24 protein-coding genes and 1 tRNA gene are annotated in these 20,966 nt (G+C 60.4%); 13 read left to right on the forward strand and 12 right to left on the reverse strand.

Going from position 1 to position 20,966, the window contains the following annotated elements:
* Positions 1 to 119: 119 nt before the first annotated feature.
* A complete protein-coding gene (locus ACO07N_RS05755) occupies positions 120 to 887 on the forward strand; it encodes an SDR family NAD(P)-dependent oxidoreductase (protein WP_421980108.1) in 768 nt (255 codons plus the stop codon).
* 77 nt (positions 888 to 964) lie between these two features.
* On the opposite strand, the gene ACO07N_RS05760 is transcribed toward ACO07N_RS05755, so the two are convergent.
* On the reverse strand, positions 965 to 1,363 hold the full coding sequence (locus ACO07N_RS05760; protein WP_421980109.1) for a YchJ family protein: 399 nt from the start codon (positions 1,361 to 1,363) through the stop codon (positions 965 to 967).
* A 97-nt stretch (positions 1,364 to 1,460) separates the two neighbouring features.
* Here ACO07N_RS05760 and ACO07N_RS05765 point away from each other — a divergent pair, with 97 nt between their 5' ends.
* On the forward strand, positions 1,461 to 2,432 hold the full coding sequence (locus ACO07N_RS05765; RefSeq protein WP_421980110.1) for an endonuclease/exonuclease/phosphatase family protein: 972 nt from the start codon (positions 1,461 to 1,463) through the stop codon (positions 2,430 to 2,432).
* A gap of 41 nt (positions 2,433 to 2,473) precedes the next feature.
* Here ACO07N_RS05765 and ACO07N_RS05770 read toward each other — a convergent pair whose 3' ends face one another.
* The gene (locus ACO07N_RS05770; protein WP_421980111.1) at positions 2,474 to 2,866 is read right to left on the reverse strand and encodes a c-type cytochrome; all 393 of its coding nucleotides are present in this window, start codon (positions 2,864 to 2,866) and stop codon (positions 2,474 to 2,476) included.
* 150 nt (positions 2,867 to 3,016) lie between these two features.
* On the opposite strand from ACO07N_RS05770, the gene ggt reads away from it, so the two are divergent.
* Positions 3,017 to 4,753: a gamma-glutamyltransferase gene (gene ggt / locus ACO07N_RS05775; RefSeq protein WP_421980112.1), complete on the forward strand. Its 1,737-nt coding sequence runs from the start codon at positions 3,017 to 3,019 to the stop codon at positions 4,751 to 4,753.
* On the opposite strand, the gene ACO07N_RS05780 is transcribed toward ggt, so the two are convergent.
* The 3 genes from ACO07N_RS05780 to ACO07N_RS05790 form a co-directional block, all read right to left on the reverse strand.
* A complete protein-coding gene (locus ACO07N_RS05780) occupies positions 4,747 to 5,256 on the reverse strand; it encodes a hypothetical protein (RefSeq protein ID WP_421980113.1) in 510 nt (169 codons plus the stop codon). The two genes, ggt and ACO07N_RS05780, sit on opposite strands and share 7 nt — an antisense overlap.
* A 101-nt stretch (positions 5,257 to 5,357) precedes the next feature.
* Complete coding sequence (locus tag ACO07N_RS05785) at positions 5,358 to 5,918, reverse strand: TetR/AcrR family transcriptional regulator (RefSeq protein ID WP_421980114.1); 561 nt, start codon at positions 5,916 to 5,918, stop codon at positions 5,358 to 5,360.
* Positions 5,918 to 6,286 carry a hypothetical protein gene (locus ACO07N_RS05790; RefSeq protein ID WP_421980115.1) on the reverse strand — a complete coding sequence of 123 codons (369 nt, stop codon included), beginning with the start codon at positions 6,284 to 6,286 and terminating at the stop codon, positions 5,918 to 5,920. The genes ACO07N_RS05785 and ACO07N_RS05790 overlap by 1 nt, the downstream gene beginning before the upstream one ends.
* 214 nt (positions 6,287 to 6,500) lie before the next feature.
* Between ACO07N_RS05790 and ACO07N_RS05795 the strand changes: the two genes are divergently transcribed.
* Positions 6,501 to 7,286, forward strand: a complete 786-nt coding sequence (locus tag ACO07N_RS05795) for a ThuA domain-containing protein (protein WP_421980116.1) — start codon at positions 6,501 to 6,503, stop codon at positions 7,284 to 7,286.
* Between the two features lie 87 nt (positions 7,287 to 7,373).
* Positions 7,374 to 8,426, forward strand: a complete 1,053-nt coding sequence (locus ACO07N_RS05800; RefSeq protein WP_421984382.1) for a Gfo/Idh/MocA family protein — start codon at positions 7,374 to 7,376, stop codon at positions 8,424 to 8,426.
* Positions 8,427 to 8,767: 341 nt separating this feature from the next.
* Here ACO07N_RS05800 and ACO07N_RS05805 read toward each other — a convergent pair whose 3' ends face one another.
* On the reverse strand, positions 8,768 to 9,235 hold the full coding sequence (locus tag ACO07N_RS05805) for a nuclear transport factor 2 family protein (protein ID WP_421984383.1): 468 nt from the start codon (positions 9,233 to 9,235) through the stop codon (positions 8,768 to 8,770).
* 62 nt (positions 9,236 to 9,297) lie between these two features.
* On the opposite strand from ACO07N_RS05805, the gene ACO07N_RS05810 reads away from it, so the two are divergent.
* Positions 9,298 to 9,783, forward strand: coding sequence for a hypothetical protein (locus ACO07N_RS05810; RefSeq protein WP_421980117.1), 486 nt, complete (start codon positions 9,298 to 9,300; stop codon positions 9,781 to 9,783).
* 9 nt (positions 9,784 to 9,792) lie between these two features.
* On the opposite strand, the gene ACO07N_RS05815 is transcribed toward ACO07N_RS05810, so the two are convergent.
* Entirely contained in the window at positions 9,793 to 11,328 is a 1,536-nt protein-coding gene (locus tag ACO07N_RS05815) for a hypothetical protein (RefSeq protein WP_421980118.1), read from the reverse strand.
* A 249-nt stretch (positions 11,329 to 11,577) separates the two neighbouring features.
* Here ACO07N_RS05815 and ACO07N_RS05820 point away from each other — a divergent pair, with 249 nt between their 5' ends.
* The 5 genes from ACO07N_RS05820 (at position 11,578) to ACO07N_RS05840 (ending at position 15,333) form a co-directional block, all read left to right on the forward strand.
* Positions 11,578 to 12,462 carry a DMT family transporter gene (locus ACO07N_RS05820; protein WP_421980119.1) on the forward strand — a complete coding sequence of 295 codons (885 nt, stop codon included), beginning with the start codon at positions 11,578 to 11,580 and terminating at the stop codon, positions 12,460 to 12,462.
* A 178-nt stretch (positions 12,463 to 12,640) separates the two neighbouring features.
* A complete protein-coding gene (locus ACO07N_RS05825) occupies positions 12,641 to 12,973 on the forward strand; it encodes a PepSY domain-containing protein (protein WP_421980120.1) in 333 nt (110 codons plus the stop codon).
* Positions 12,974 to 13,076: 103 nt separating this feature from the next.
* Positions 13,077 to 13,760, forward strand: a complete 684-nt coding sequence (locus ACO07N_RS05830) for a winged helix-turn-helix domain-containing protein (RefSeq protein WP_421980121.1) — start codon at positions 13,077 to 13,079, stop codon at positions 13,758 to 13,760.
* Positions 13,744 to 15,027, forward strand: a complete 1,284-nt coding sequence (locus ACO07N_RS05835; protein ID WP_421980122.1) for an ATP-binding protein — start codon at positions 13,744 to 13,746, stop codon at positions 15,025 to 15,027. The genes ACO07N_RS05830 and ACO07N_RS05835 overlap by 17 nt, the downstream gene beginning before the upstream one ends.
* A 78-nt stretch (positions 15,028 to 15,105) precedes the next feature.
* On the forward strand, positions 15,106 to 15,333 hold the full coding sequence (locus tag ACO07N_RS05840) for a hypothetical protein (protein WP_421980123.1): 228 nt from the start codon (positions 15,106 to 15,108) through the stop codon (positions 15,331 to 15,333).
* Positions 15,334 to 15,899: 566 nt separating this feature from the next.
* On the opposite strand, the gene ACO07N_RS05845 is transcribed toward ACO07N_RS05840, so the two are convergent.
* The 4 genes from ACO07N_RS05845 to ACO07N_RS05860 are packed head-to-tail and all read right to left on the reverse strand — an operon-like array spanning position 15,900 to position 18,442.
* Positions 15,900 to 16,556: an alpha/beta hydrolase gene (locus ACO07N_RS05845; protein WP_421980124.1), complete on the reverse strand. Its 657-nt coding sequence runs from the start codon at positions 16,554 to 16,556 to the stop codon at positions 15,900 to 15,902.
* 4 nt (positions 16,557 to 16,560) lie between these two features.
* Entirely contained in the window at positions 16,561 to 17,058 is a 498-nt protein-coding gene (locus tag ACO07N_RS05850) for a cytochrome b (RefSeq protein WP_421980125.1), read from the reverse strand.
* Positions 17,055 to 17,990 (reverse strand): VOC family protein, encoded by a 936-nt coding sequence (locus tag ACO07N_RS05855; protein ID WP_421980126.1) that lies wholly within the window; start codon positions 17,988 to 17,990, stop codon positions 17,055 to 17,057. Before ACO07N_RS05855 ends, ACO07N_RS05850 begins: the two co-directional genes overlap by 4 nt.
* A 23-nt stretch (positions 17,991 to 18,013) precedes the next feature.
* Positions 18,014 to 18,442, reverse strand: coding sequence for a DoxX family protein (locus tag ACO07N_RS05860; protein WP_421980127.1), 429 nt, complete (start codon positions 18,440 to 18,442; stop codon positions 18,014 to 18,016).
* A gap of 118 nt (positions 18,443 to 18,560) precedes the next feature.
* On the opposite strand from ACO07N_RS05860, the gene ACO07N_RS05865 reads away from it, so the two are divergent.
* A complete protein-coding gene (locus ACO07N_RS05865) occupies positions 18,561 to 19,454 on the forward strand; it encodes a LysR family transcriptional regulator (RefSeq protein ID WP_421980128.1) in 894 nt (297 codons plus the stop codon).
* Positions 19,455 to 20,085: 631 nt separating this feature from the next.
* Here ACO07N_RS05865 and ACO07N_RS05870 read toward each other — a convergent pair.
* Positions 20,086 to 20,160, reverse strand: a tRNA-Gly gene (locus tag ACO07N_RS05870).
* 241 nt (positions 20,161 to 20,401) lie between these two features.
* On the opposite strand from ACO07N_RS05870, the gene ACO07N_RS05875 reads away from it, so the two are divergent.
* Complete coding sequence (locus ACO07N_RS05875) at positions 20,402 to 20,923, forward strand: prolyl-tRNA synthetase associated domain-containing protein (protein WP_421980129.1); 522 nt, start codon at positions 20,402 to 20,404, stop codon at positions 20,921 to 20,923.
* Positions 20,924 to 20,966: the final 43 nt, after the last annotated feature.

Here is a 20,966-nt window from a genome sequence, read left to right on the forward strand (position 1 = left end):
TATCTATCGACTGATAGATAGGCCTTGACAAGTCGAAGCGCAACACTGATATGTCGCCTGTTGAATCTATCTATCAGTAGGTAGATAAATAGGACCGAACGACGAACCGGAGACAAACAATGACGAACAGCATTGCGATCATTCAGGGCGGAACGTCAGGCATGGGCCTGGCAACGGCACATCGCCTCGCGGCCCGGGGCATTCCTCTCGTTCTGATAGGGCGGAACCCGGACAAGCTGTCCACCGCGCGCGAACGGCTGGAATCCTTGCACCAGGTAGACGTCGGCACATGGCAGGCGGACGTGACCCGGAGTGAGGACGTGGAGCGCCTGATCGAGAAAATCGCGAACCTGGAGCAGCCGGTCGGATACCTGGTCAACGCGGCGGGCTATTTCAGTCCCAAGCCGTTCCTGGACCACTCGGGAGACGATTTCGACCTGTACCATGCCTTTAACAGGGGAACCTTCCTGATCACGCAGGCGGTTACCCGGAAAATGGCGGAGACCGGCAAGGGATCTGTCGTCAATCTTGGATCGATGTGGGCGCACCAGGCCGTCAAGGCGACACCGTCTTCCGCCTATTCGATGGCGAAGGCAGGCCTGCACGCCTTCACGCAGCACCTGGCGATGGAACTTGGAGACCAGGGCATTCGCGTCAACGCGGTCGCGCCTGCCGTCGTCGAAACGCCCATCTACGGCGCCTTCATTCCGGAAGACCAGATTTCGACGACCCTGAAAAAGGGATTTGATGCCTTTCACCCCATCGGGCGCATCGGAACAGCCGAAGATGTTGCCTCAGCGGTGGACTTCCTGCTTTCGGACGAGGCAGGCTGGGTAACGGGTGCCATCTGGGACGTTGACGGCGGTGTCATGGCAGGCCGGAACTAGGGGACGGACCCATAAATGAGGCTGAAATGGCTTCACCCCGTGGCGTCAGGATGGGGGGGTGCCGCTATCGGCACTCCTCATTCCGGGATTGCCTCCACGTAGTACCAGTGGCCTGCCTTCTTCCGGAACCGGCTGAGCTCGCGATGCGTGTGCAGCTTGCCTGCGGCAAGGAATTTCGCCTCGAACAGCACCGTCCCTTCCCGATCGGCAGCCTCACCTCCCCGAACCTGCAGAACCGTCAAGCCGGTCCAGTGATTTTCGCGCGCCCATTGCATCGTTGCGGTCTCATCGAAACCGGTCCGGTTCTTTGGCCACAAGGTGTCCTTCAGATAGGAGATGTTCAAAGTGACATAGGCCGAATATCGGGAGCGCATGAGCGCTTCCGCCGTCTCGGCATTTGCAAGGCCGGACAGAAAGGGACCGCAGCAGGACGCAAGGGTTTTGCCGCTGCCGCAGGGGCATATGTCAGTCGTCATCAAGATCTCTGGTACCAGGCATTTCGTCAGACTGACTATCACCAAATGCGCGAAACCGCTATCGTTAAGCATCTGAATAGTCTCAAGGTCTGGCGGCATGAAACTGGCCACATTCAACATTGAATCCTTTGGTAGCGACCGGTTCGACACTGCCGGCCTGAGACCGCGGGTCGGTGCTTTGCGTCCAAGGATCGAGGAACTCGATGCGGACATCCTGTGCCTGCAGGAAGTCAACGCGCAAAAGGTGAAGGGGGCGTCGCGGCGGCAGTTTCTCGCGCTCGATCTGCTGCTTTCAGGCACGCGATACGAAACTTATCACCGGGCGGCAAGCGAGCGCGCGCCCGGAAAGGGTCCCGGGGACAAGCACAATCTTGTCATTCTGTCGCGCTATCCGATCACTGCGCAGGAGAGCCTGTTCCAGCAGCGTGCGCATGCGCCGCTCTGGCAGCCGTCAACGGCGATGCCCGGATATGACGAACCGCAGCATGTCACCTTCGAGCGTCCGATCCTGAGGTCTGAGATCGACGTCGGCGGATTGAAACCTCTCCATCTGTTCGTGGTGCATCTGAGGGCACCGATCGCCGCGATGATCCGGGGCGGCAAGACCGAGAAGCGCACCTGGAAAACCACGTCGGTTTGGGCCGAAGGTTACCTGCTTTCGGTCCTGAAACAGACGGCCCAGGCACTGGAGCTGCGTCTTGCGGTCGAAGCCCTGTTCGACAGGGACGAAAAGGCAAGGATCATCTTGACCGGTGACTTCAACGCGACCGGTGAAACCGGCACCCTGCGCCTCCTGCGCGCGGACCCGGACGATACCGCGTCACCGGACTGGGCACATCGCAGGCTGTTTCAGCTCGACGCCTCGCTTCCGTTGCCGGAGCGCCAGACCGTCATTCACCGCGGCAAGGGTCAGGCGCTCGACCACATCCTTGCCAGTGCAACGATGACCGATCGCGTCGTTGATGTGCACGTCTTCAATGACGGCCTTCCCGACGAGGTGTTCGAAGCCGAGGACGACACCTACTCCGGTTCCTTTCACGCGGCGATGCGCGCGCAATTCGACATCTGACACCACGCCCGGCAATGGATGCTGTTCCGCATCCCATACCGTCAATCCGTCGAAAGCGAGTCGATATAGCTTGCGAGGTTCGCGATTTCGATATTGCCGAGATTCATGTTCGGCATTTTTGGATGCGGGTCTTTCAGGAAGGTGGCAAGTGACGCCTGGGTCCAGTCGGGGTCTTTGGCAATGTCATAGAAACTCGGCAGCGACACACTGGCGGCCGTCGGCTGATCGTCGGAGACCAGGTGACAGGACGAACACCACTGCAGCGCCAGTGTCTTTCCCGTCGCCGGATCGGCGGCGTGGACAGATGCCAAACTGGCAGGAGCCACCAGCATCAAGGCCGCAAGCCAGCTAGTTGCCAAGATTCTGGCCGGCCGGGCTGCCGGGTTATTGGTGTTCGCGCATCGGAACATGAAGGCCTCCTTGTAATCGTGCACCAACTCACACAAGTGAGAGTGACGCAGCTGTCGGATGGCGGCCTTGCGGTGGATCAAACAAATTGAAAGACTTCAACTTGCACGCGATTTTGAATTGCCGCACACCAGAGAATTCGGCACAGTCTCAACGACACGGCATGGGAGAGTGACATGGCTCGACGCTTGAATTTGACGATTTGCGCTGCCGCGGTGGTGCTGGCGCTGACCCCGGTCCACGCGTTGGCGCAGACCGCTCCGATCTACTCCCAGACGGATCTTTTCCATCCGGTCACATCCAGGAACGGCATGGTTGCCAGCCAGGAAGCGATCGCGACCGCCGTGGGTGTGGAGATCCTCAAGAAAGGCGGCAACGCGGTTGACGCTGCCATCGCGACCGGCTTTGCGCTGGCGGTGACCCTGCCCCGCGCGGGCAATCTCGGCGGTGGCGGCTTCATGATGATCCACATGGCCGAAAGCGGCGAAACCCATGCGCTGGACTACCGGGAAAAGGCACCGGCTGGTGCGTTTAAAGACATGTTTCTCGGACCGGACGGCGAACCGGACAAGCAAAAGTCCCGTTTTTCAGGGCTCGCCATCGGTGTTCCGGGCACCGTTGCCGGCTTTGCCGAGGCTTTCGAAGAACACGGCAGCGGCAACGTGACCTGGCAGGATCTCATTGCTCCGGCAATCGAACTGGCCGGAGCCGGCATCACCGTAACGGCGAGCCTCTCGGACGCGCTGTCCGCGCGCGCCGAGCGGCTCACCGCCGACCCGGCCACTGCCGAGATTTTCTTCAAGGCGGGCGGGGTTCCCTATCAGCCCGGTGAAACGCTCGTCCAGGCGGACCTTGCCGGAACCCTCCAGCTGATATCCGACAAGGGGGCAGCCGGTTTCTACCAGGGGGACGTCGCTGAAAAAATCGCGGGCAAGGTTCAGGCAGCTGGCGGCAGCATGACCGTCGAAGACCTTGCCAGCTACAAACCTGTCTGGCGTGAGCCGGTGACCGGCTCCTACAGGGGCTACGAGATTGCCTCCATGCCGCCTCCCTCGTCCGGCGGTGTTCATATCGTCCAGATCCTCAACATTCTCGAAAACTTCCCCATGAACGAGTTTGGACCGAACTCCGCTGATGCGATCCACGCCATGTCGGAAGCGATGCGGCTGGCCTATGCGGACAGGTCCAAATACCTGGGGGACCCCGATTACGTCAGCGTTCCCGTCAGCGGGCTGACATCGCCTGACTATGCAGCGGAACTGACCGGGACCATCAAGATGGACACGGCCCGCGCCTCCGAAGACATCAAACCAGCCGACCCGCTCCCCTATGAGAGCAACGAAACCACGCATTATTCGGTTGTCGACAAGGACGGCAACGCGGTTTCGAACACCTATACGCTCAACTTTTCCTATGGATCCGGTCTGACCGCCGATGGAACCGGCGTTCTCCTGAACAACGAGCTTGACGACTTTTCAGCAAAGCCCGGTGTCCCCAATGCCTACGGGCTGATTGGCGGAACGGCCAACGCGGTTGAGCCGGGTAAACGGCCGCTCTCCTCGATGAGCCCGACGCTGGTCTTCAAGGATGGTGCCTTTCACCTGGCGACCGGATCACCGGGCGGCAGCCGCATCATCACGACGACATTGCAGATCATCCTCAATATCGTCGATCACCAGATGAACATTGCCGAGGCAACGGTTGCCCCGCGCATTCACAACCAGTGGCTCCCCGACGAGATCCGCATCGAGGAGGGCATCTCGCCGGACACGGTCAGGCTGCTTGAGCAAAGGGGTCACAAGGTTGCCGTCAAGAACGCGATGGGGTCCACCCAGTCGATCATGAGCGTCGACGGCACTCTTGCCGGCTTCTCGGATCCGCGCCGCAAGGGCGCGCTGACCCTGGGCTATTGAGGTTCCGGAGGGAACTGCCTGTTCAGCGTGCTCTGGCTGTCGAGGTCCCGCAGGTGGTGGAAGAAGCTTTCCGCTGCGACCGCGAGAAAGGACACCAGCAGCACGCCGATATAGGTGGAATGCTCCAGCAATTCCGCGCGATCACCGACGATGACATCGAAGATCGTGAACCCCAGGAAGACAGCGATTGAAACGGTAATCGCAAGATCGGTGCGGTAGGCCACGCCCGGCTTGCCTTGCACAAGCCGTACCCAGGCCCAGACGAAAAAACCGGCTGCTGCGAACTCGACGATCCCGGCGAAGATCAACGTCGCCTGGACGAAGGCCGGGTCCAGTGCGAGCCTGTCAAAATACATCGTGAACTTTTCAACCCGGTGATTGCCCCACCAATGCAGGAACACGATGTCCTGACGCGCGAAAAACTTGTCGAGCCCGTTCAGAAGCCAGAAGAAGAACCAGAAGACAATGACGACGGCTGTGATCGGTTGGCGAAGTACTTGCATGACACTTTCCGTTTCCTGAAAGTCCGGAGACGTCCCTGAATAACAGCAAGCCGTTGAAGAAGGGTTAGTGTTCACTTTTGCGTGAGTGATCGCGGGAAGACCTACCGCTGCGCCGGTCCGAATGCCTTCGACACCATGGAGGCGAAGCGCTGGTCGAGCCGGATCCTGTCCTCGGCGGTCATGTTCGGCCACACGATCTGGCTGCCGACATAGGCGGCATATTCCAGTTGCGCGATTTCCCTGGCAAGGCCGGGTGCCAGGCCCGCATCAAGATAGAGACCGACGACGAACTCCGTTCTGATGCCGTCGACCTCTTCGACGATCGCCCGCGCGATGCCGTTGGCCTGTGCGAACTGGCGCACGGCTCTTTCGAGATCCTGATCCAGCATGTTGGCGATGTCGGACAGGGTCTGCGCACGCTTGTCCTGCGGCTGTTGCAGGATCGCATCCGCAACGTCCAGCGTGTTGCGTTGTTTCCATGCCAGGAACAGCGCCTCCAGAAAGGCGCCGTGGTCCTCGAAGTGGTGATAGAAAGAACCGCGTGTCCGGTTTGCGGCTTCGCACATGGCATCGACCGTCAGCGCAACTCCGCCATCCCGGGCAAGGCGTTGCAGCCCCAGGTCCAGCCAGTCCTCTTTCGCAAATCGCTTTCTTGGCTCCATCAAACTCCACCGGCAATGCCCAGCAGCGCGATCGGCAGGAACAGCCAACCTTGCGGCATTGCCTTGTAGGATTGTTTCTTCAACGGGGGAAGCGCCAATCCCAGGAAACAGAACGCGAGCGCAAGGCCCGTGGCCATCCATCCGAGTTCCCAGCTTTGCGGATAAAGGGCCGCGAGCCCGTACATCGCCGCCATCGCGGCGAGAACGATCGTCGCGATATGCCAGCAGTAATAGCTCACATATTTCGGCACGGGTTCGAGATCAGGCGCGCGCAGCAGGGGCACTGCGATCTCCCGCCCCCCGAGAAACGTGTGGATCAGAAACGTTAGTCCGGAGAGGGCCGCCGCAATCATGAGAAGAACATTCATGTCAAATTCCTTTCCATACCATATAGTATGGTTTGTATATAGATCATTCCCCAGGAACGCGATGCGGCGCGCAGTCACACCGTCCTGCGCACGAATCGGCTTGCTTGAACGGTCGCAGATTGACACTCCAAAAATGGCGTGTTAGCGCTATTCAAAGCGCTTTGAAAGTAGAGGCGCCCTTCCTGAAATGTCGACTGAACCTGGAGAAACGGCCATGCCGATCAGAACCCTGGTCTGGGGCGAGAACGTCCATGAGCAGCACAATACCATCGTCGCCCGCACCTATCCGGACGGCATGCATCAATGCATCGCCGATGCGCTGAATACCGATCCGGAAATCAATGCAACAACGGCAACCCTGCAGGACCCCGAACACGGACTGACCGAAGAACGGCTCGCCGGAACGGACGTTCTGGTGTGGTGGGGTCACGCGGCCCATGGCGACGTCGCCGACGAGGTCGTCGACCGGGTCTGCGACGCTGTCTGGTCCGGCATGGGCATGATGTTTCTGCACTCCGCCCATTTCGCCAAACCGTTCAAGCGCCTGATGGGCAGTCCCTGCAACCTGACCTGGCGCGAGGCCGGCGAGCGGGAACGTCTCTGGGTCACCAGCCGGAACCATCCGATCACCCGGGGCCTTCCGGACAGTTTCGAACTGGAGATGGAAGAAATGTATGGCGAGCCTTTCGGCGTGCCCGAACCGCTGGAAACGGTTTTCATCAGCTGGTTTCAGGGCGGCGAGGTTTTCCGGTCCGGCCTGACCTACCGGCGCGGTGCGGGCAACATTTTCTATTTCCGTCCCGGACACGAAACCTACCCGACCTATCACGACACGACGGTCCAGACCGTTCTGAAGAACGGCGTCAAATGGGCCTTCAACCCGATGGCGAGGATCACAGATCCGAATGCCGCACCGAATGTTCCCGTCGATGCCGCGCCTGAAAAAATAGAGGAGCGCGGGCCGAAACTTCACGCCGACGGCGAAGAAGGTTTCCGCTGATCGAAGATGTCAATGACCCGGCGCCTCCGGCGCCGGCTCCCGTTTCACAGCAGGACGGAGTTTCCCATGTCCTCATCTGATCGTCCGATCCGCCTTCTCATCCTGGGAACCGGCAACATGGCGGGAAATCACGCCGCCGCCTTTGGGAAGAACCCGGAGGTCGAGATCGTCGCGGGCGTCGACCGGCGCCCGGAGATGCTCGCCGGTTTCTGTGACAAATATGCGATCCCGCACCGGTTCGAGGATCTGGAAGACGCGATCGCCTGGGGCGAATTCGACGCCGTTTCGAACGTGACGCCTGACGCCGCCCACCATCCGACGACCCTGCAGCTTCTCCATGCCGGAAAACACGTTCTGTGTGAAAAGCCGCTTGCGACCAATGTCGCCGACGCTGCCGAGATGACCGCGCTGGCAGGGGACAAGGGCGTCGTCGGCATGGTCAACCTGAGTTACAGGGATGTCGCCGTTCTGCAGAAGGCGGCTCAATTGGTCGCCGCGGGAGAAATCGGCGCTCTCAGGCATTTCGAGGCGTCCTACCTGCAAAGCTGGCTGACACAGCCGGCCTGGGGCGACTGGCGCACGCAAAGCCAGTGGCTGTGGCGTCTGTCGAGGGAGCACGGCTCGAAAGGCGTGCTCGGCGATGTCGGTATCCATATCCTGGATTTCGCAACCTTTGCCGCGCAAAGCCCGGTTCGGGAACTGTCCTGCCGCCTGAAGACCTTCGACAAGGCGGAAGGCAACCGGATCGGCGACTATCCGCTCGATGCCAATGACAGCTTCACCATGCAGGCGGAACTTGAAAACGGAGCGCTTGGAACGATCACCGCGACCCGCTTTGCCTCCGGCCACCTCAACGATCTGCGCCTGCGTCTCTATGGCGACAAGGGCGGCCTGGAGGTTCTCTTTGAAAAACGCGGAGAGAGCCTGCGCATCTGCCGGGGAGCGGATCTGACGGAAGCCCGCTGGCAAGAGGTCGCCGCCGAACCGGTTCCGACCGTCTACGAAAGGTTCGCGGATGCCATTCTGGCCAAGGCCGGACCGGAGCCGGATTTCGCCCATGGCGCTCGTCTCCAGGCCGCACTCGACACGGCCGAATTGTCGGATGCGAAAAACGGCCAGTTCCTGAAAGTCGATTTTTGAGGCGAGGGCTGAATGAACAACGGCGGAGCCGGGGGGGCTCCGCCGCGCAAAGTGGGTACTACAGCAAGGCAACATCACCAGAAGACTGCAAAGTCCGCCGTCCCTCCATGTAATGTATGCACAAGGTAGCGCAGTCTCCCTGATACTTCGTTCAGGCCACTGCTGCGTTTTACCTCAAATTTTAGACGACTTGTCGTGCCGCTTCCAAAACGAGCACGCAGCTGCACCGAGATTTATCTGAAAACACAAATCGTTTCAGTGCCTTGAAATCTTAAAGTCACACACGGCGTTGCCACAACCTCTCCCGTAATTTCCGGTCGAAATCCTTTGATACACCGGTATCAGGCGGACCAGAATGTGTCGCTCTCTTCAGGCAGTGCCTCAACCATCCAGATCCTGTTTATCTGCTGACCGTGTATGGTCATGAGGTAGGCTGCGAAGTTGTGCAGCTTTCGGCCCTTGCGCACCGCCCGTACCTCGAACATCGCCAACACCTGGTCTTTATTGACCTCGGCAATCTGGGTGATCGTCAGGCTCGGGCGAACGGTCCCGATATCCAGTTGCGCGATCAGGTTCATGTAGGCGTCCCGGCTCTTTACTTGCTTCGTGCTGCCATCCTTCTGCGTCACCTCTGCCACGAGCTCATCAGCGAGACAGGACGCCATGGTCTGATGATCCGCTGCGTTGAACGCGTCAACGAAAGATAGGACAACGCGGGTGTTGCTGGTCTTGACGGACATGTCTACGCCTCCGGCCTCTTTCAGCGCTGGGGTCAGGAACGTGGAAATGGTTCGCGAAACCGTTTCCACGGTCAAGATGCTATGCTGCGGCGTTGCCGAGACCAACGAACAAACGTCGAAAGGAACACTTCGTGCCTGGAAGATCATTTGCTGCAAGCTGGAAAGCTCTTCTGGCTGCACTGGTGACCGCCGGTCTGTTTACAGGACTGGAGACCGCCGAAGCGCAAGGCTTTGCCGAACGGTTCGCCGACGGGTCCTGCTATTCACGGGTGTATTCGGCGGATCATCTTGCCGGACATCCCGGACAGAAGGTCGCGCACATCTGGTTCACCGCGGACCCGACCATGCGCCCGGACGACTATGCGATCGTGCTGAAATTTGGGTTTACGCTCAGGGACGGGCGGTTTTACCAGAGCTTCGCCTATTGCCGCGCCGACGGGTCTTGCGCAACGGAAGGCGACGGTGGCCGCATCCGGTTCACCCTCCGCGGCCAGAACCTGCGCATGTCCATCGTCGACCGCCTCATGGTCGAAGGCGATGATTTCTCACCGGACCTGATGCAAAGCGACGACCGCGTCTTCCTGCTCTATCCGGCGCCGCGGGCGGAGTGCGGGTAATCGCTCAGCCTAGACCCCAACAAACGTGTCATAGTGCCGTTCTTCGAGGCTCGGCTGGAATACGGGACCTTGAAAGCGATCGCTTGCAGGAGATCCGGGGGGACCCTGCAAGGCACCCACATTCAGGCCCCCGGGTGAAGACCAATCACCTGAGGGGAGCAAGATGCTGAAGGGGATCGATGCTCCTCTTGCCGGGCTGTTTGCAGTCAGCTCGAACTCCTGAGGCGTATGGCCCGCCCCTGCAAAGTCCGGCCCCTGGTCATTGGTGTTTTTTCCAAGCGGGTACCTGGCAGCGAGAATCTCGGCTGCAAAGGCCGGAAACTCAACGACGTCGCCGTCGAAATCGATGGTCCACCGGGACCAGCTGGACGTGAACCGCTTGTCGTATTCCGGCTCGAGAACCTTGCCGAAAAAGCCGTTTTTCCTTGGCGTTTCCCCTTTAGCCGGCGCATAGGCGATGGCGTTGTTCCTGTGGCTGAGGCCTGGCAGGAGCCCCTTCTTGATGTAGCTGGACCGGGTGATGAAGCTGTTGTGAAACACGTAAAGCCCGCTGAAAGGTCCCGTTGCACGCGCGACCTTCTTGATAGGTTTGAAGACCGCACCGCCCCTGTTGTCGTCCTTTTCGCCCTGTGATGGGTCCGGCCCCTGCTGTGTGCGGAAGGATCCCGTGTTGGAAAAGATGTACATCGGTCCGCGCGTCGCGCATTCGATTGAAAACCACTTGTGAACGTCGATCATGTCGTTGTGGTGGAACCACCAGTTCGACGCGCCGTCCTCCGGTTCGAACACATTGTCCCGGATCTGCTCGAACCTGTTGTGGTGTATGTGAAAGTCACGGTTGAGTGCGGCCTGGGCCGAGGTGTTGAACCCGTGTATCGCGTTGAACGCCGCCTTGATCGTGCAGTGGCGGATCGTGACGCCGCCGGAGATTTCATTGGACCGGAAGAAATCCCCGTCGAACAGACGGTAGTCCTTTTCAGCGTCAACCTCTTCGCCATGCACGCGGAACCACGGGATCTGTTGCCACAAGCGGTCAGGAACCGTGTCTTGTGTCCAGATACAATTCTCGATCAGGATATCCCGCGTGACAGCGCCCAGCGCACCGATGCAGAAGGTCGCATCTTCAAAGGCGCAGTCCTGAAGGCTGATATCGGCGGCCGATTCGATGAAGACGTGCGTCGGCCAGGACTTCGAAAAGGTCAGGCCGCGCACCACCACGTGCTGGCACCGGTAGATCCGCAGGCTGGCATCATCGATCCAGGGATAAAGGCCGGGAAAATCATATCCGATCTCGAGCGCGTACTGCGCCAGCCGATTGGCCGGGAGGCGAAACTCGTCCGCGCTCACGCCCCGGCTGATTTCGCAGTCCTTCGGATCGACACCCGGCGCGGGCTCGATCACGATGGGCCGGCTGGCGGCGCCGTGCCGGCGGCTGATGGTGTAGACGCCGCTGTAGATCCCAGGTGTCAATTGTATCCTGTCGCCGGCACACGCCGCATCAAGTGCCGGCTGAAAGGTCTCGGGGTCTACGGGTATGACGTTCACAACAGGGGTCCAATCGAAACAAACACGGGCGAAACGGTGCCTTTGGCGCGCAAAGAGATTTAACGCTACGTCAGTGTATAAATGCCAGAGCGCCCTGTAAAACACGCAATGGCAATTTGCCCGGCCGGAAAACGAGCGACCGAATTCCACCCTTTTCCGGCGGCGCTCCTGCCGGCTGTTGCCGTTCCTCGCAAATCGGGTACATATGCGTTTAAAGGTCAGTGGCCGAAACCGAAGCAGCGGAGCTCCATGAACCAGGCCACCGAGTCGAATTTGCGCGGCATCATCCTGATGGTCCTTTCCATGGGCGCATTCGCAATGGCCGATACCCTGATCAAACTGGTTTCGGAATCGGTCGCACCACCGCAGATCATGTTCCTGATGATGGCCGGCGGGTCGGTCATGTTTTGCCTGATCGCCAAGCTGCAGGGCGCACGGCTGATGGATCGCCGGATCTTCGCGCCGGTTTTCCTCGTCCGCTATCTCGCTGAAGTCGTGGCCATGGTCGGCATGGTCATGGCCCTGGCGCTCGTTCCGCTTTCCGCGGTCGGGGCGATCATCCAGGCGACGCCTCTGCTGGTGGCACTGGGCGCCGTCGTGTTTCTCGGTGAGAAGGTGAACTGGCGCCGCTGGAGCACGATCGCGCTCGGATTTGCCGGCGTTCTCCTGATCGTGCAACCGGGGGCCGACGGCTTCGACGCCGTGTCCCTGTGGGCGGTTCTGTCGATGGTCGGCTTGTCCGTTCGCGATCTGACGACGCGCATGACCCCGCCCGACATGGCATCTGCCAGCCTGGCGGCCTATTCGGCGCTCACCGCCCTGCCTTTTGCCATGGCATGGATCGTGCTGGATGGGGACACCTTTCTGCCGCCGGAGGCGGACTGGGTGTTTCTCGTCTCCATCGTCCTGCTGGGCTCGCTCGGATACCTGTTGCTCACCGCGTCGATCCGCTCGACCAGCCTGTCCGTCGTCGCGCCCTTTCGCTATGCGCGGCTTCTTTTCATGGTGATCCTGGGCATGGCGGTGTTCGGCGAACGCCCCGGCCTTTCGATGCTGGCCGGCACCGCCCTGATCGTGTTCTCGGGCCTCTACATGATGTGGCGCGAACGCCTGGTGAAGCAGCGGACCGGCTAGTCTGCAAGCGGCACTGGCCCGCGGCTTGTCATACTGCCATTTCAACCCAGCCAGACCGGCAATCGCGTTCTTTACACAATTGTAAAGTCGGGTGCAGGCGAGCGTAAGCTGCGCCGTCCATCTTCAGGTCATCGAAAGGCGCGGTGCCTTTCTGCAAACGCGAAGATGGAGAACTATCATGGACAAGAAACTGATCTGCGGAACTGTTGCGGCAGGCGTCCTTCTGGTGACGGGCGCGCTCGGCGCCGCCACGGCACAGACCACCCCTGCGGCGGTCGCCGTGGATGAAGCCAAGGCCGTTGAAATCGCGCTGGGCGAGGTTGCCGGTACGGTTCAGGAAACCGAGCTGGAGCAGGAGGACGGCAAGCAGGTCTACGAGATCGAGATCCTGACCGCCGACGGACAGGAAATGGAAGTCGAAATCGACGCGCAAACCGGGGCTGTCCTGGAAGTCGAAGCGGATGGCGACGATGACGATGACGATGATGACGACGACAAGTCTGCGGGCTAAAACAAAAGCTGACAGGGAACCCAATTGACGGAACAGGGTCCCGCGAAAAGGCTGCCGGAAACGGCGGCCTTTTTCCCCGGACGGAAACAGCCTATGGAAAGACATGCGAATTCTACTTCTTGAAGACGACCGGGATCTCGGACCATGGGTCGCCGGCGGGTTGCGCGAAGAGGGCCATGTCGTCGATCATTTCACGGACGGCAAGGAAGCCCTGCTCGCGTCCATGGGCCAGGACTACGACGTCCTGATCCTCGACCGCATGGTCCCGGGTCTGGACGGGCTCGCGGTGCTGAAATCGCTGCGTGCCTCCAAGGACACAACGCCTGCGCTGTTCCTGACGGCGCTCGGCGAAGTCGACTCGCGCGTTGAAGGGTTCGAGGCGGGGGGCGACGACTATCTCACCAAGCCCTTTTCCTTTGTCGAACTGTCGGCGCGCGTGAACGCGCTCGGCCGCAGGCGGGAGACCACGGCGTCGGAAACAAGCGAACCGACCGTGCTCCGGTTCGCGGATCTGAGCCTCGACCTTCTTTCACGCAACTGCGAGCGCCAGGGCCGGACCATCGAACTGATGGCCAAGGAATTCAAGCTTCTGGAATATTTCATGCGCCGCCCCGGCCGGCTGGTCACCCGCACGATGTTGCTGGAACAGGTCTGGGACATGAGCTTTGACCCCACGACCAGCGTCGTCGAAACTCATATCAGCCGCCTGCGCGCCAAGATCGACAAACCTTTCGGCGAGGAATTGATCCGGACCAGGCGGGGCGAAGGCTATGTCTTTGGCAGGTAGGCTCATCGCGCCCGTCCGCTGGCTGGTCCGCTCCTCGGCTCTGCGGCTGACGCTGCTGCTGTCCGGCCTGTTTGCCGTCGGCATGGCGGTTGCGATCATCGTGGCGCTGACGCTCGGCCGGGACGCCGTGCTGCAGCGGGTGGATACCTCGCTTGCGGGCCTCGCCGCCGCCGTTGAGGCCGATGACATGGAACGCGACGCATTTTCGGTGATCATCCGGCCGGTCTCCGGTCTCGGCGGTCTGCCGAAGGCCTTCGCCCGCGTCGCCGAACGGGGCGGCGGAACCGTCAGCCTGGAAAAGGATTTCAGGCGGTCGGAAGCCTGGCGCGTCCTGATCACCGAAGACAGCGAAGGCGAACCTGTCCTCATAGCCGTGCCGCTCGATGACAGTCTCGACGCACTCGAGCTTCTCGGCCGTATCTTGTGGACGACGGCGGGTGTCGTGGTGGCGATCGCGCTCGCCATCGGCCTGGGCGCGGGATATCTGGCACAGCGGCGCCTGAAGAAGATCAACGAAACGCTCGGCCGGCTGGCCGATGGCGACCTGAAAGCGCGCACGGGCACCGCGCGCTCCTCCGATGACCTGGATGATCTGGCCCGCCGCCTCGACAGGACGGCGGGCGAACTGGAGCGCCTGGTGGCGCAGACCCGCCATCTGAGCGCAAGCCTTGCCCATGACCTCAGGACCCCGCTTGCCCGTCTGAGGGCCCGGCTGGAAATGATGCCGGACGGGGAGGAGCGCGGCGCGGCGCTCGAAGAAGCCGAACGGCTTTCGGGCATTTTCGACACCATCATGCGGATTGCCAGGATCGAGGCTGGCGTCGGCCGGGAGGGGTTCGGACCGGTCGCGCTCGGGGATCTGGTGGAAGAAATCGCGGCGATATACGAGGCGGTGATCGAGGACAGCGGCAAGCATCTCGACCTTTCTTTGACCGCTCCCGCAACCGTCCTCGCCGACCGGCAGATGCTGGTCCAGGCGCTGGCGAACCTCATTCAGAACGCCCTGGTGCACGGGGGCGACCGGGTGACGCTGTTTGCCCATGGCGGCGCGATCGGCGTGGCCGACGACGGCGATGGCGTCGATCCGTCCGAGTTTGCGGAAATCGTCAAGCCGATGGTCCGGCTGGACACGGCCCGCGAAAGCGACGGCACGGGACTGGGCCTGGCGCTGGTGCGCGCCGTCTCAGACCGTCACGACGCGAAACTGCTTCTGTCGGAAAACAATCCGAACGGCCTGCGCGTCACGCTCAACTTTACAGAAATGTAAACTTGCGGTCAGGCAGGCGAAAACCCCGGGCTCCATATCAGGATTATCGAAGAGATCATGAATATGGAGAATTCACTGATGAAAACCGTTCTTGCAAAAATCACCTCCGCCGCCGCGGCCGCCGTTGCGCTGTTTGTCGGCTGCGCGCTGGCCGGTCTCGGCCTGGTGGTCATGGCCCTGCTGGCCATGTTCGCCCTCGCGGCCACCGGCCTTGCGCTCCTCGCGGCCCCGTTCATGCCGAAACCCTCCGAAGACATCGAAGGCCCGGGTTTCCGCATCATCCGCGAAAACCAGCCCGCCGCGTGACGGCGGGTGGCTTGCCTCTCAAGGCACCAACGCAAACAGCCGATAAAACGAAAAAAGCCGCCCGAAAGGCGGCTTTTTCAACTCACTACGCCCTGACGAGAATTGGTTGAAAACGGCCCGGAGCGGACGTTTGTTTTTATCGCAGCGAATGTCTGGAAGGAGCCCATTTTACCGACAATGCTGCATCGCAGCCAAAGTCCGCTTTCGGGGAGCGGACAAAACTGACCCTGAAATCTTGGCCCAAACCTGCCGCTCAAACCTCGTGCGTGCACTGCTTCGAAGCTGTCATTTGCTGCCGCGCATAAAGATATTGGCCGCGGGTGCCCGCACTGAGGACACAGCATGTTTTCGCTTCGCCCCTGCCAGAACCTGTGTTGGACGCTTTGCGCCTGCAGCGAACGGCGACAAGAACGGCAAAGGATACAAGCTCTTTTCCAAACGTCCGGCGCTTTTGTCCCGCCATAATGTTCCAAGTGCTGAACTGTCGGAAATAACAATCGAAATTCACATGCTTTCGCGGTTCTTCGGTCTTTGACCTTAGTCGAACAGTGTGCGACCCGCGCTGTTCAACTTTGAGCGAAGGCGCCACCAAGAAAGGCGGTTATCGCCTCTTTTCCTGCGTGCGATATGTCGTGACCTGTTCCATGCATGACGACATGTTCCACCGGGTTGCCGATTTGGCGTAGGGCGGTGGTGGCAGTTTCGGTTTCACGACGGCTCAGCAATTTATCTTCCGCGCCGGTCAAGATCAGGAAGGGGGGCTTGGTGCTGGCTTCGGCAGGCAAGGCGTCCTTGCGCTTCATGCGGCCTGCAATCGTAACGATGCCGCCCAGTTGCGCGAACCGGCGCGGCCCAACCTGATATGCCAAACCCGCCCCTTGAGAAAACCCCAAAAGGCCGACCGCCAGCGAGGGAAGGCCTGTTTGCGCCAGAATGTGATCAAGGAACGCATCAAGTTCCGCTGCCGCCAACAGAAGCCGGGCATCAGCCTCTGCGGGGGTGGAGCCACCGAGTTCCGGGATCGAATACCACATGCGACCTGTCGGCTTGCCGGGCACAAGGTCCGGCGCGTCAGGCGCGACAAAAGCGGTGTCGGGAAGCCCGGCCGACAAATTATCCGCTAGCGGCATCATGCGGCTGCCGTCAGCGCCAAACCCATGGAGCAAGACCACAAGGCTCTTCACCCGGCCTGATTTGGGTTTTCGTTCTTGGTAGGTCAGCATGGCTTTAAACCCGGAACCGAGGCTTCATACGCGCCAACGTGCCGTCTTTGCGGACGATCTGATTGTAAATCGCGGCCGCTGCATGGGCGAGTGCTGCAAAGAACAGCGCGATATTGATCGCAAAGTGAACGCTGCCCAAAGGTGCAATGCCATTCCAGGTCAGCATGCCGGTCACGACCATGCCAAGCAGCAGGCCATAAAGGGCCGCATGCATCGCGCTGGCCTGTCGGCCCTGTGTTTCGGACATGCCAGGCACATGGGCCGGCGCGCCGTGCCGCCACCGCAAAATCAACCGCGCGATGACCGCCAACATAATGACGCTGCCAATGCTGACATGGACCCAAGCCAGGGTGACGTCTGATGCATCCGCCGCGGTCCCTGCGTCTCTGGCAGCAAGGACCCGGACGATGGGTTCGTGTATCGCGATTTGAAGGATGACGCCCAAAACGACGATCCAGTGCAGCCAGATTTGGGCGGGGCGGTAGGCTTGCGGGACGGTCATGCTGCGTCCTCGGTCTCGATTTTCGGGGGCTTGAGGTGCAAGTTCAAGGTGGCGCCGGCTGGGTCTGCGCCGCTCAGCAGGCCGGTTTGCTCGTCTTCAGTCAACTGTGATTTCGCCCGCTCGAAAGCCTCGGGATCCGGGGTGTAAAGCGTGTACTCCAAAAGCCGGGCGGTCCCGTCTGGCGCGGGCTTTGCCCCCGGTCCGGCCCAGATATTGACCGCCAGCCGGTGCGTGTAAGGCGCACCTGCGCCCATATCCGCCATGCCAAAGCCGGGTAAGAGCAGGTTGCGGGCAAAGCCGATCCCCTCGAACCAGTCGAGCGCGGGATCTAAGCCCGGCACGTGCAGATGCAGATGCGCGACGGTCGTGTCACGGTGGAGCGGCAAGGCGGGGTCGGTCCCATCGGCCAGACCCAGTTCTGCCGTCAAATCCAAGCGCTCGCGCCCGCTGTGGGTGTTGCCGTCCGCGTCGATCAACGTGAACCGCCCGCCCTCGTTGCTGAACCGGCCAAAGCGTTCTGGCGTTTCCCACGCGATTTCAATGCCGTGCCCATCCGGGTCGCTGAGGTAGAGCGCCTTTGACATCAGATGGTCAACCGGCGAGAAGCCGATACCAAGCGCCGCAAAGTGGCGGATCCGGCGCGAGAATTCCGCTTGGGAGGCCATGCCAAAGGCGACGTGATACATCCCCGCATGACCCTGCGCGACCGGGCCTGTGGCCCCGGGGCGAAGCAGCACCAGCGTTCGATCCGGGGTGCCAAGGGCCGTCCCACCGGCTTCGCTCGGACGGGGGACGAAGCCAATGACCCGGGTCCAGAAGTCAACGGACCGGTCCAGATCGGTGACCGACAAGGTCAGCGGCCCCCAGGCCAAACGCTCGGGCAGGTTATGGGCTGCGCGTTCGCGAGCGAGCGTTAGGGCGTCTGTGTCCATGTCGGCCTCCTGTGGATTGTAGCTTAGCTGCGCGGCGCGATTGGGGCTTTTTTGCTGCGGCCCCAGATCACCAGAACACACAAGGCGAGGTAGATTGCGTTGAAGCCAAGGACGGAGAATTCGCCGCGGATCATGTGGAAGCCAATCGCAAGGATCTGGACGACCAGAAGTCCCCAAGCGGCCATGACGGTCAGGTCGGGCCGGATACGTGTGGCAGCCGGTAGGATCAGGCCAATCACACCCAATAACTCTGCAAAGCCTATGGCGCGGACGAAGAGCAGTGGTGCGTTTTCAACCCACAAAAGCCCCATGGCCACAAGGTCGGCGGGGGACATCAGCAGCTTCATATAAGCGGCCATACCGTAAAGCGCGGCCAGCGCAATTTGTGCGACCCAAAGGCCGATATGCCAGCCTTTGCTGGGCGGGGTCGCGATCTCATCAACAGTTGTCATGTCGTGTTCCTTTGTACGCATGCTGTGGGTAAACTTTGATGGGACGGAGATACATCTTTCCTCCCGCGAGATCATTCCGTAAGATATTGTCACTTCATTTCCTCAGGAGAAATGATTGATGGATCAACTGACCAGCCTTCGGGTGTTTGCGGCCGTGGCGGCGTCCTTAAGCTTTTCGAAGGGTGCGGACCGGCTCGGCCTGTCGCCCGCGATGGCCAGCAAGCACATTCAACGCCTTGAGGCGCGTGTGGCTGCGCGATTGTTTCACCGCAACAGCCGCAATGTCAGCCTGACCGAGGCCGGGGCGGAGTATCTCAAGACGGTCGACCCGTTGCTGCAAGGCTTAGACGAAGCGGAAGCGCAGCTGTCCAACACCACGAACGAAGCGAAAGGCACCCTGCGCCTGACGCTGCCGGTGTGGATGGCAAACCCACGCTTCGCGCGCTTTCTTGCGGCCTATACCGAAGCCCACCCCGGCGTGGAACTGGATGCGGATCTGACGGGGCGGCGCATCAATCTGGTGGAGGACGGGTTTGACCTGGCCCTGCGCGTGTCGCAATCGCTTGAGGAAGATCTGATCGCGCGCAAGGTTGGGGATGTGTCCTTTCTTCTGGTCGCAGCGCCCGCGTTTCTGGATCGGACAGGACGTCCCGCTTCGGCAGAGCACCTCAATGGCGCGCCGTTCTTGGTTTATGCCGAAGTGGCGGACAACGGGCGCATCCGCTTTGGATCAGGGAACGACGCTCTAGACATCACGACGCGCCCGGTTCTGAAAAGCGGCAACGAAACCTTGATCTACCAAACCGCCCTCGCCGGGATGGGCTTTGCGTTTTTGCCGGACTGGCTGGCGGCCGATGACGTGGCAGCCGGCCGGTTGGAATTGGTCTTGCCAGACGTCGCCCCGCCGACCGTCCCGCTTTATGCCATCTACGCCAATCGACATTTTTTGCCTGCCAAGGTGCGCAGCTTTCTGGATTTTTTGGCCATGCAGCTTGATCGCAGCGCGCGTTAGCCCTTGAGGGCATCTGAGCGGTCCGATACTTTACACGGCAATCGCAGCAGATTGGCCTGCCATGTAAACGCGCGTGGATCCGGGAATATTTTGATGCGCTCCACGCCTCCATCAACGTCTGTGTATTTCGGCCACCGACCCTTACTGCAGCCCAAAGTATTTCTTGCACTGGGCACTTTACCAACATCCTGCGGCGCGAGACGATCAACAACTCGAATTTTTAACGAACGTAAGCTGATTGTCTGATGGCTCGATCAAATCGCAACTGCAGCGAAGGTTAGCTCCCCGCACATGCTGTTTTCCGCTTCATCAGCAACCTGAAAAAGCGGCCATTGGTTAAATTTGCTCCAAAGTCGGCTCCGTCCGCAGTGCAGACATTTACTCAACCCGCACCAAGAGTCCGCCTTCCGCCCAAAGTCGACAATGAGTAGGCGGTACCTTTTTACGCATGTCCAAGTGCACACACTCGAAATACTGGTGTCGCTCAGGGGTCGAGCACATCTGCCAGAGCACAGCTAAGCGCACCTTGCCAACCTTGGGTGGAAATCCAGAAGTGTGAATAGAACTGTGAACGAGAGGGTTTTCTGCAAAAGCAAAAGGCCCACGATTTCTCGTAGGCCTTTGCAAAATCTGGAGCGGGCGATGGGATTCGAACCCACGACCCCAACCTTGGCAAGGTTGTGCTCTACCCCTGAGCTACACCCGCATAGTGTTCCTGCGCTCGGGCCGTCCGGCCTCCGCGTCGGTGGCGCAGTATATGGACCAAGCCGGGACGGATTGCAACAAGGAAATTGAAGAAATTTTTTTAGGTGTCTTTTTGAGGACTGCCGACCGGGCGGCAAGGAAAAACCGGCAGAAAACAGGCGTTTTTCCGATCGGTTTCCGCTTGTCGCAGGACGGGCAATCGCGCTAAACAGCCTGAACCAGACACTATCCCGGGAAAAAACATGCCAGCGACGCGCGACGACCTCCTGTCCTTCTTGGCCGAACTCGGCATTACGGTTTCCACCGTCGATCACCAGCCCGTTTTCACCGTGGCCGAATCCGGCGACCTGCACGACCGGATCCCGGGCGGGCACACGAAAAACCTGTTCGTCAAGGACAAGAAGGGCCGGCTGTTCCTGATCGTCGCGCTCCACGACGCGGAGATCGACCTGAAGAAGGTGCACCAGATCGTCGGTGCCCAGGGCCGGGTGTCCTTCGGCAATGCGGATCTCCTGATGGAGGTTCTGGGCGTTGAACCCGGATCGGTGACACCGTTCTCGCTGATCAACGACCGCGGCAGCCTGCGGGTCACGCCCGTGTTCGATGCGGCGATGATGCAGCACGACATCCTCAACTATCACCCGCTCAAGAATGATGCGACGACGGCGATCAGCGCGGCGGATCTCCTGAAATTCGCCGAAGCCTGCGGTCACGAGCCCCGCGTTCTTGCCGTCAGCGAACAGGCCAAGGAAGCCGGCCTCTAAGGCATGGGCCCCATAAACGATGCCGAATTCTGACGCTCCCGAT

Origin of the sequence: Roseibium sp. (assembly GCF_965229775.1) — a bacterium.
GTDB lineage: Bacteria > Pseudomonadota > Alphaproteobacteria > Rhizobiales > Stappiaceae > Roseibium.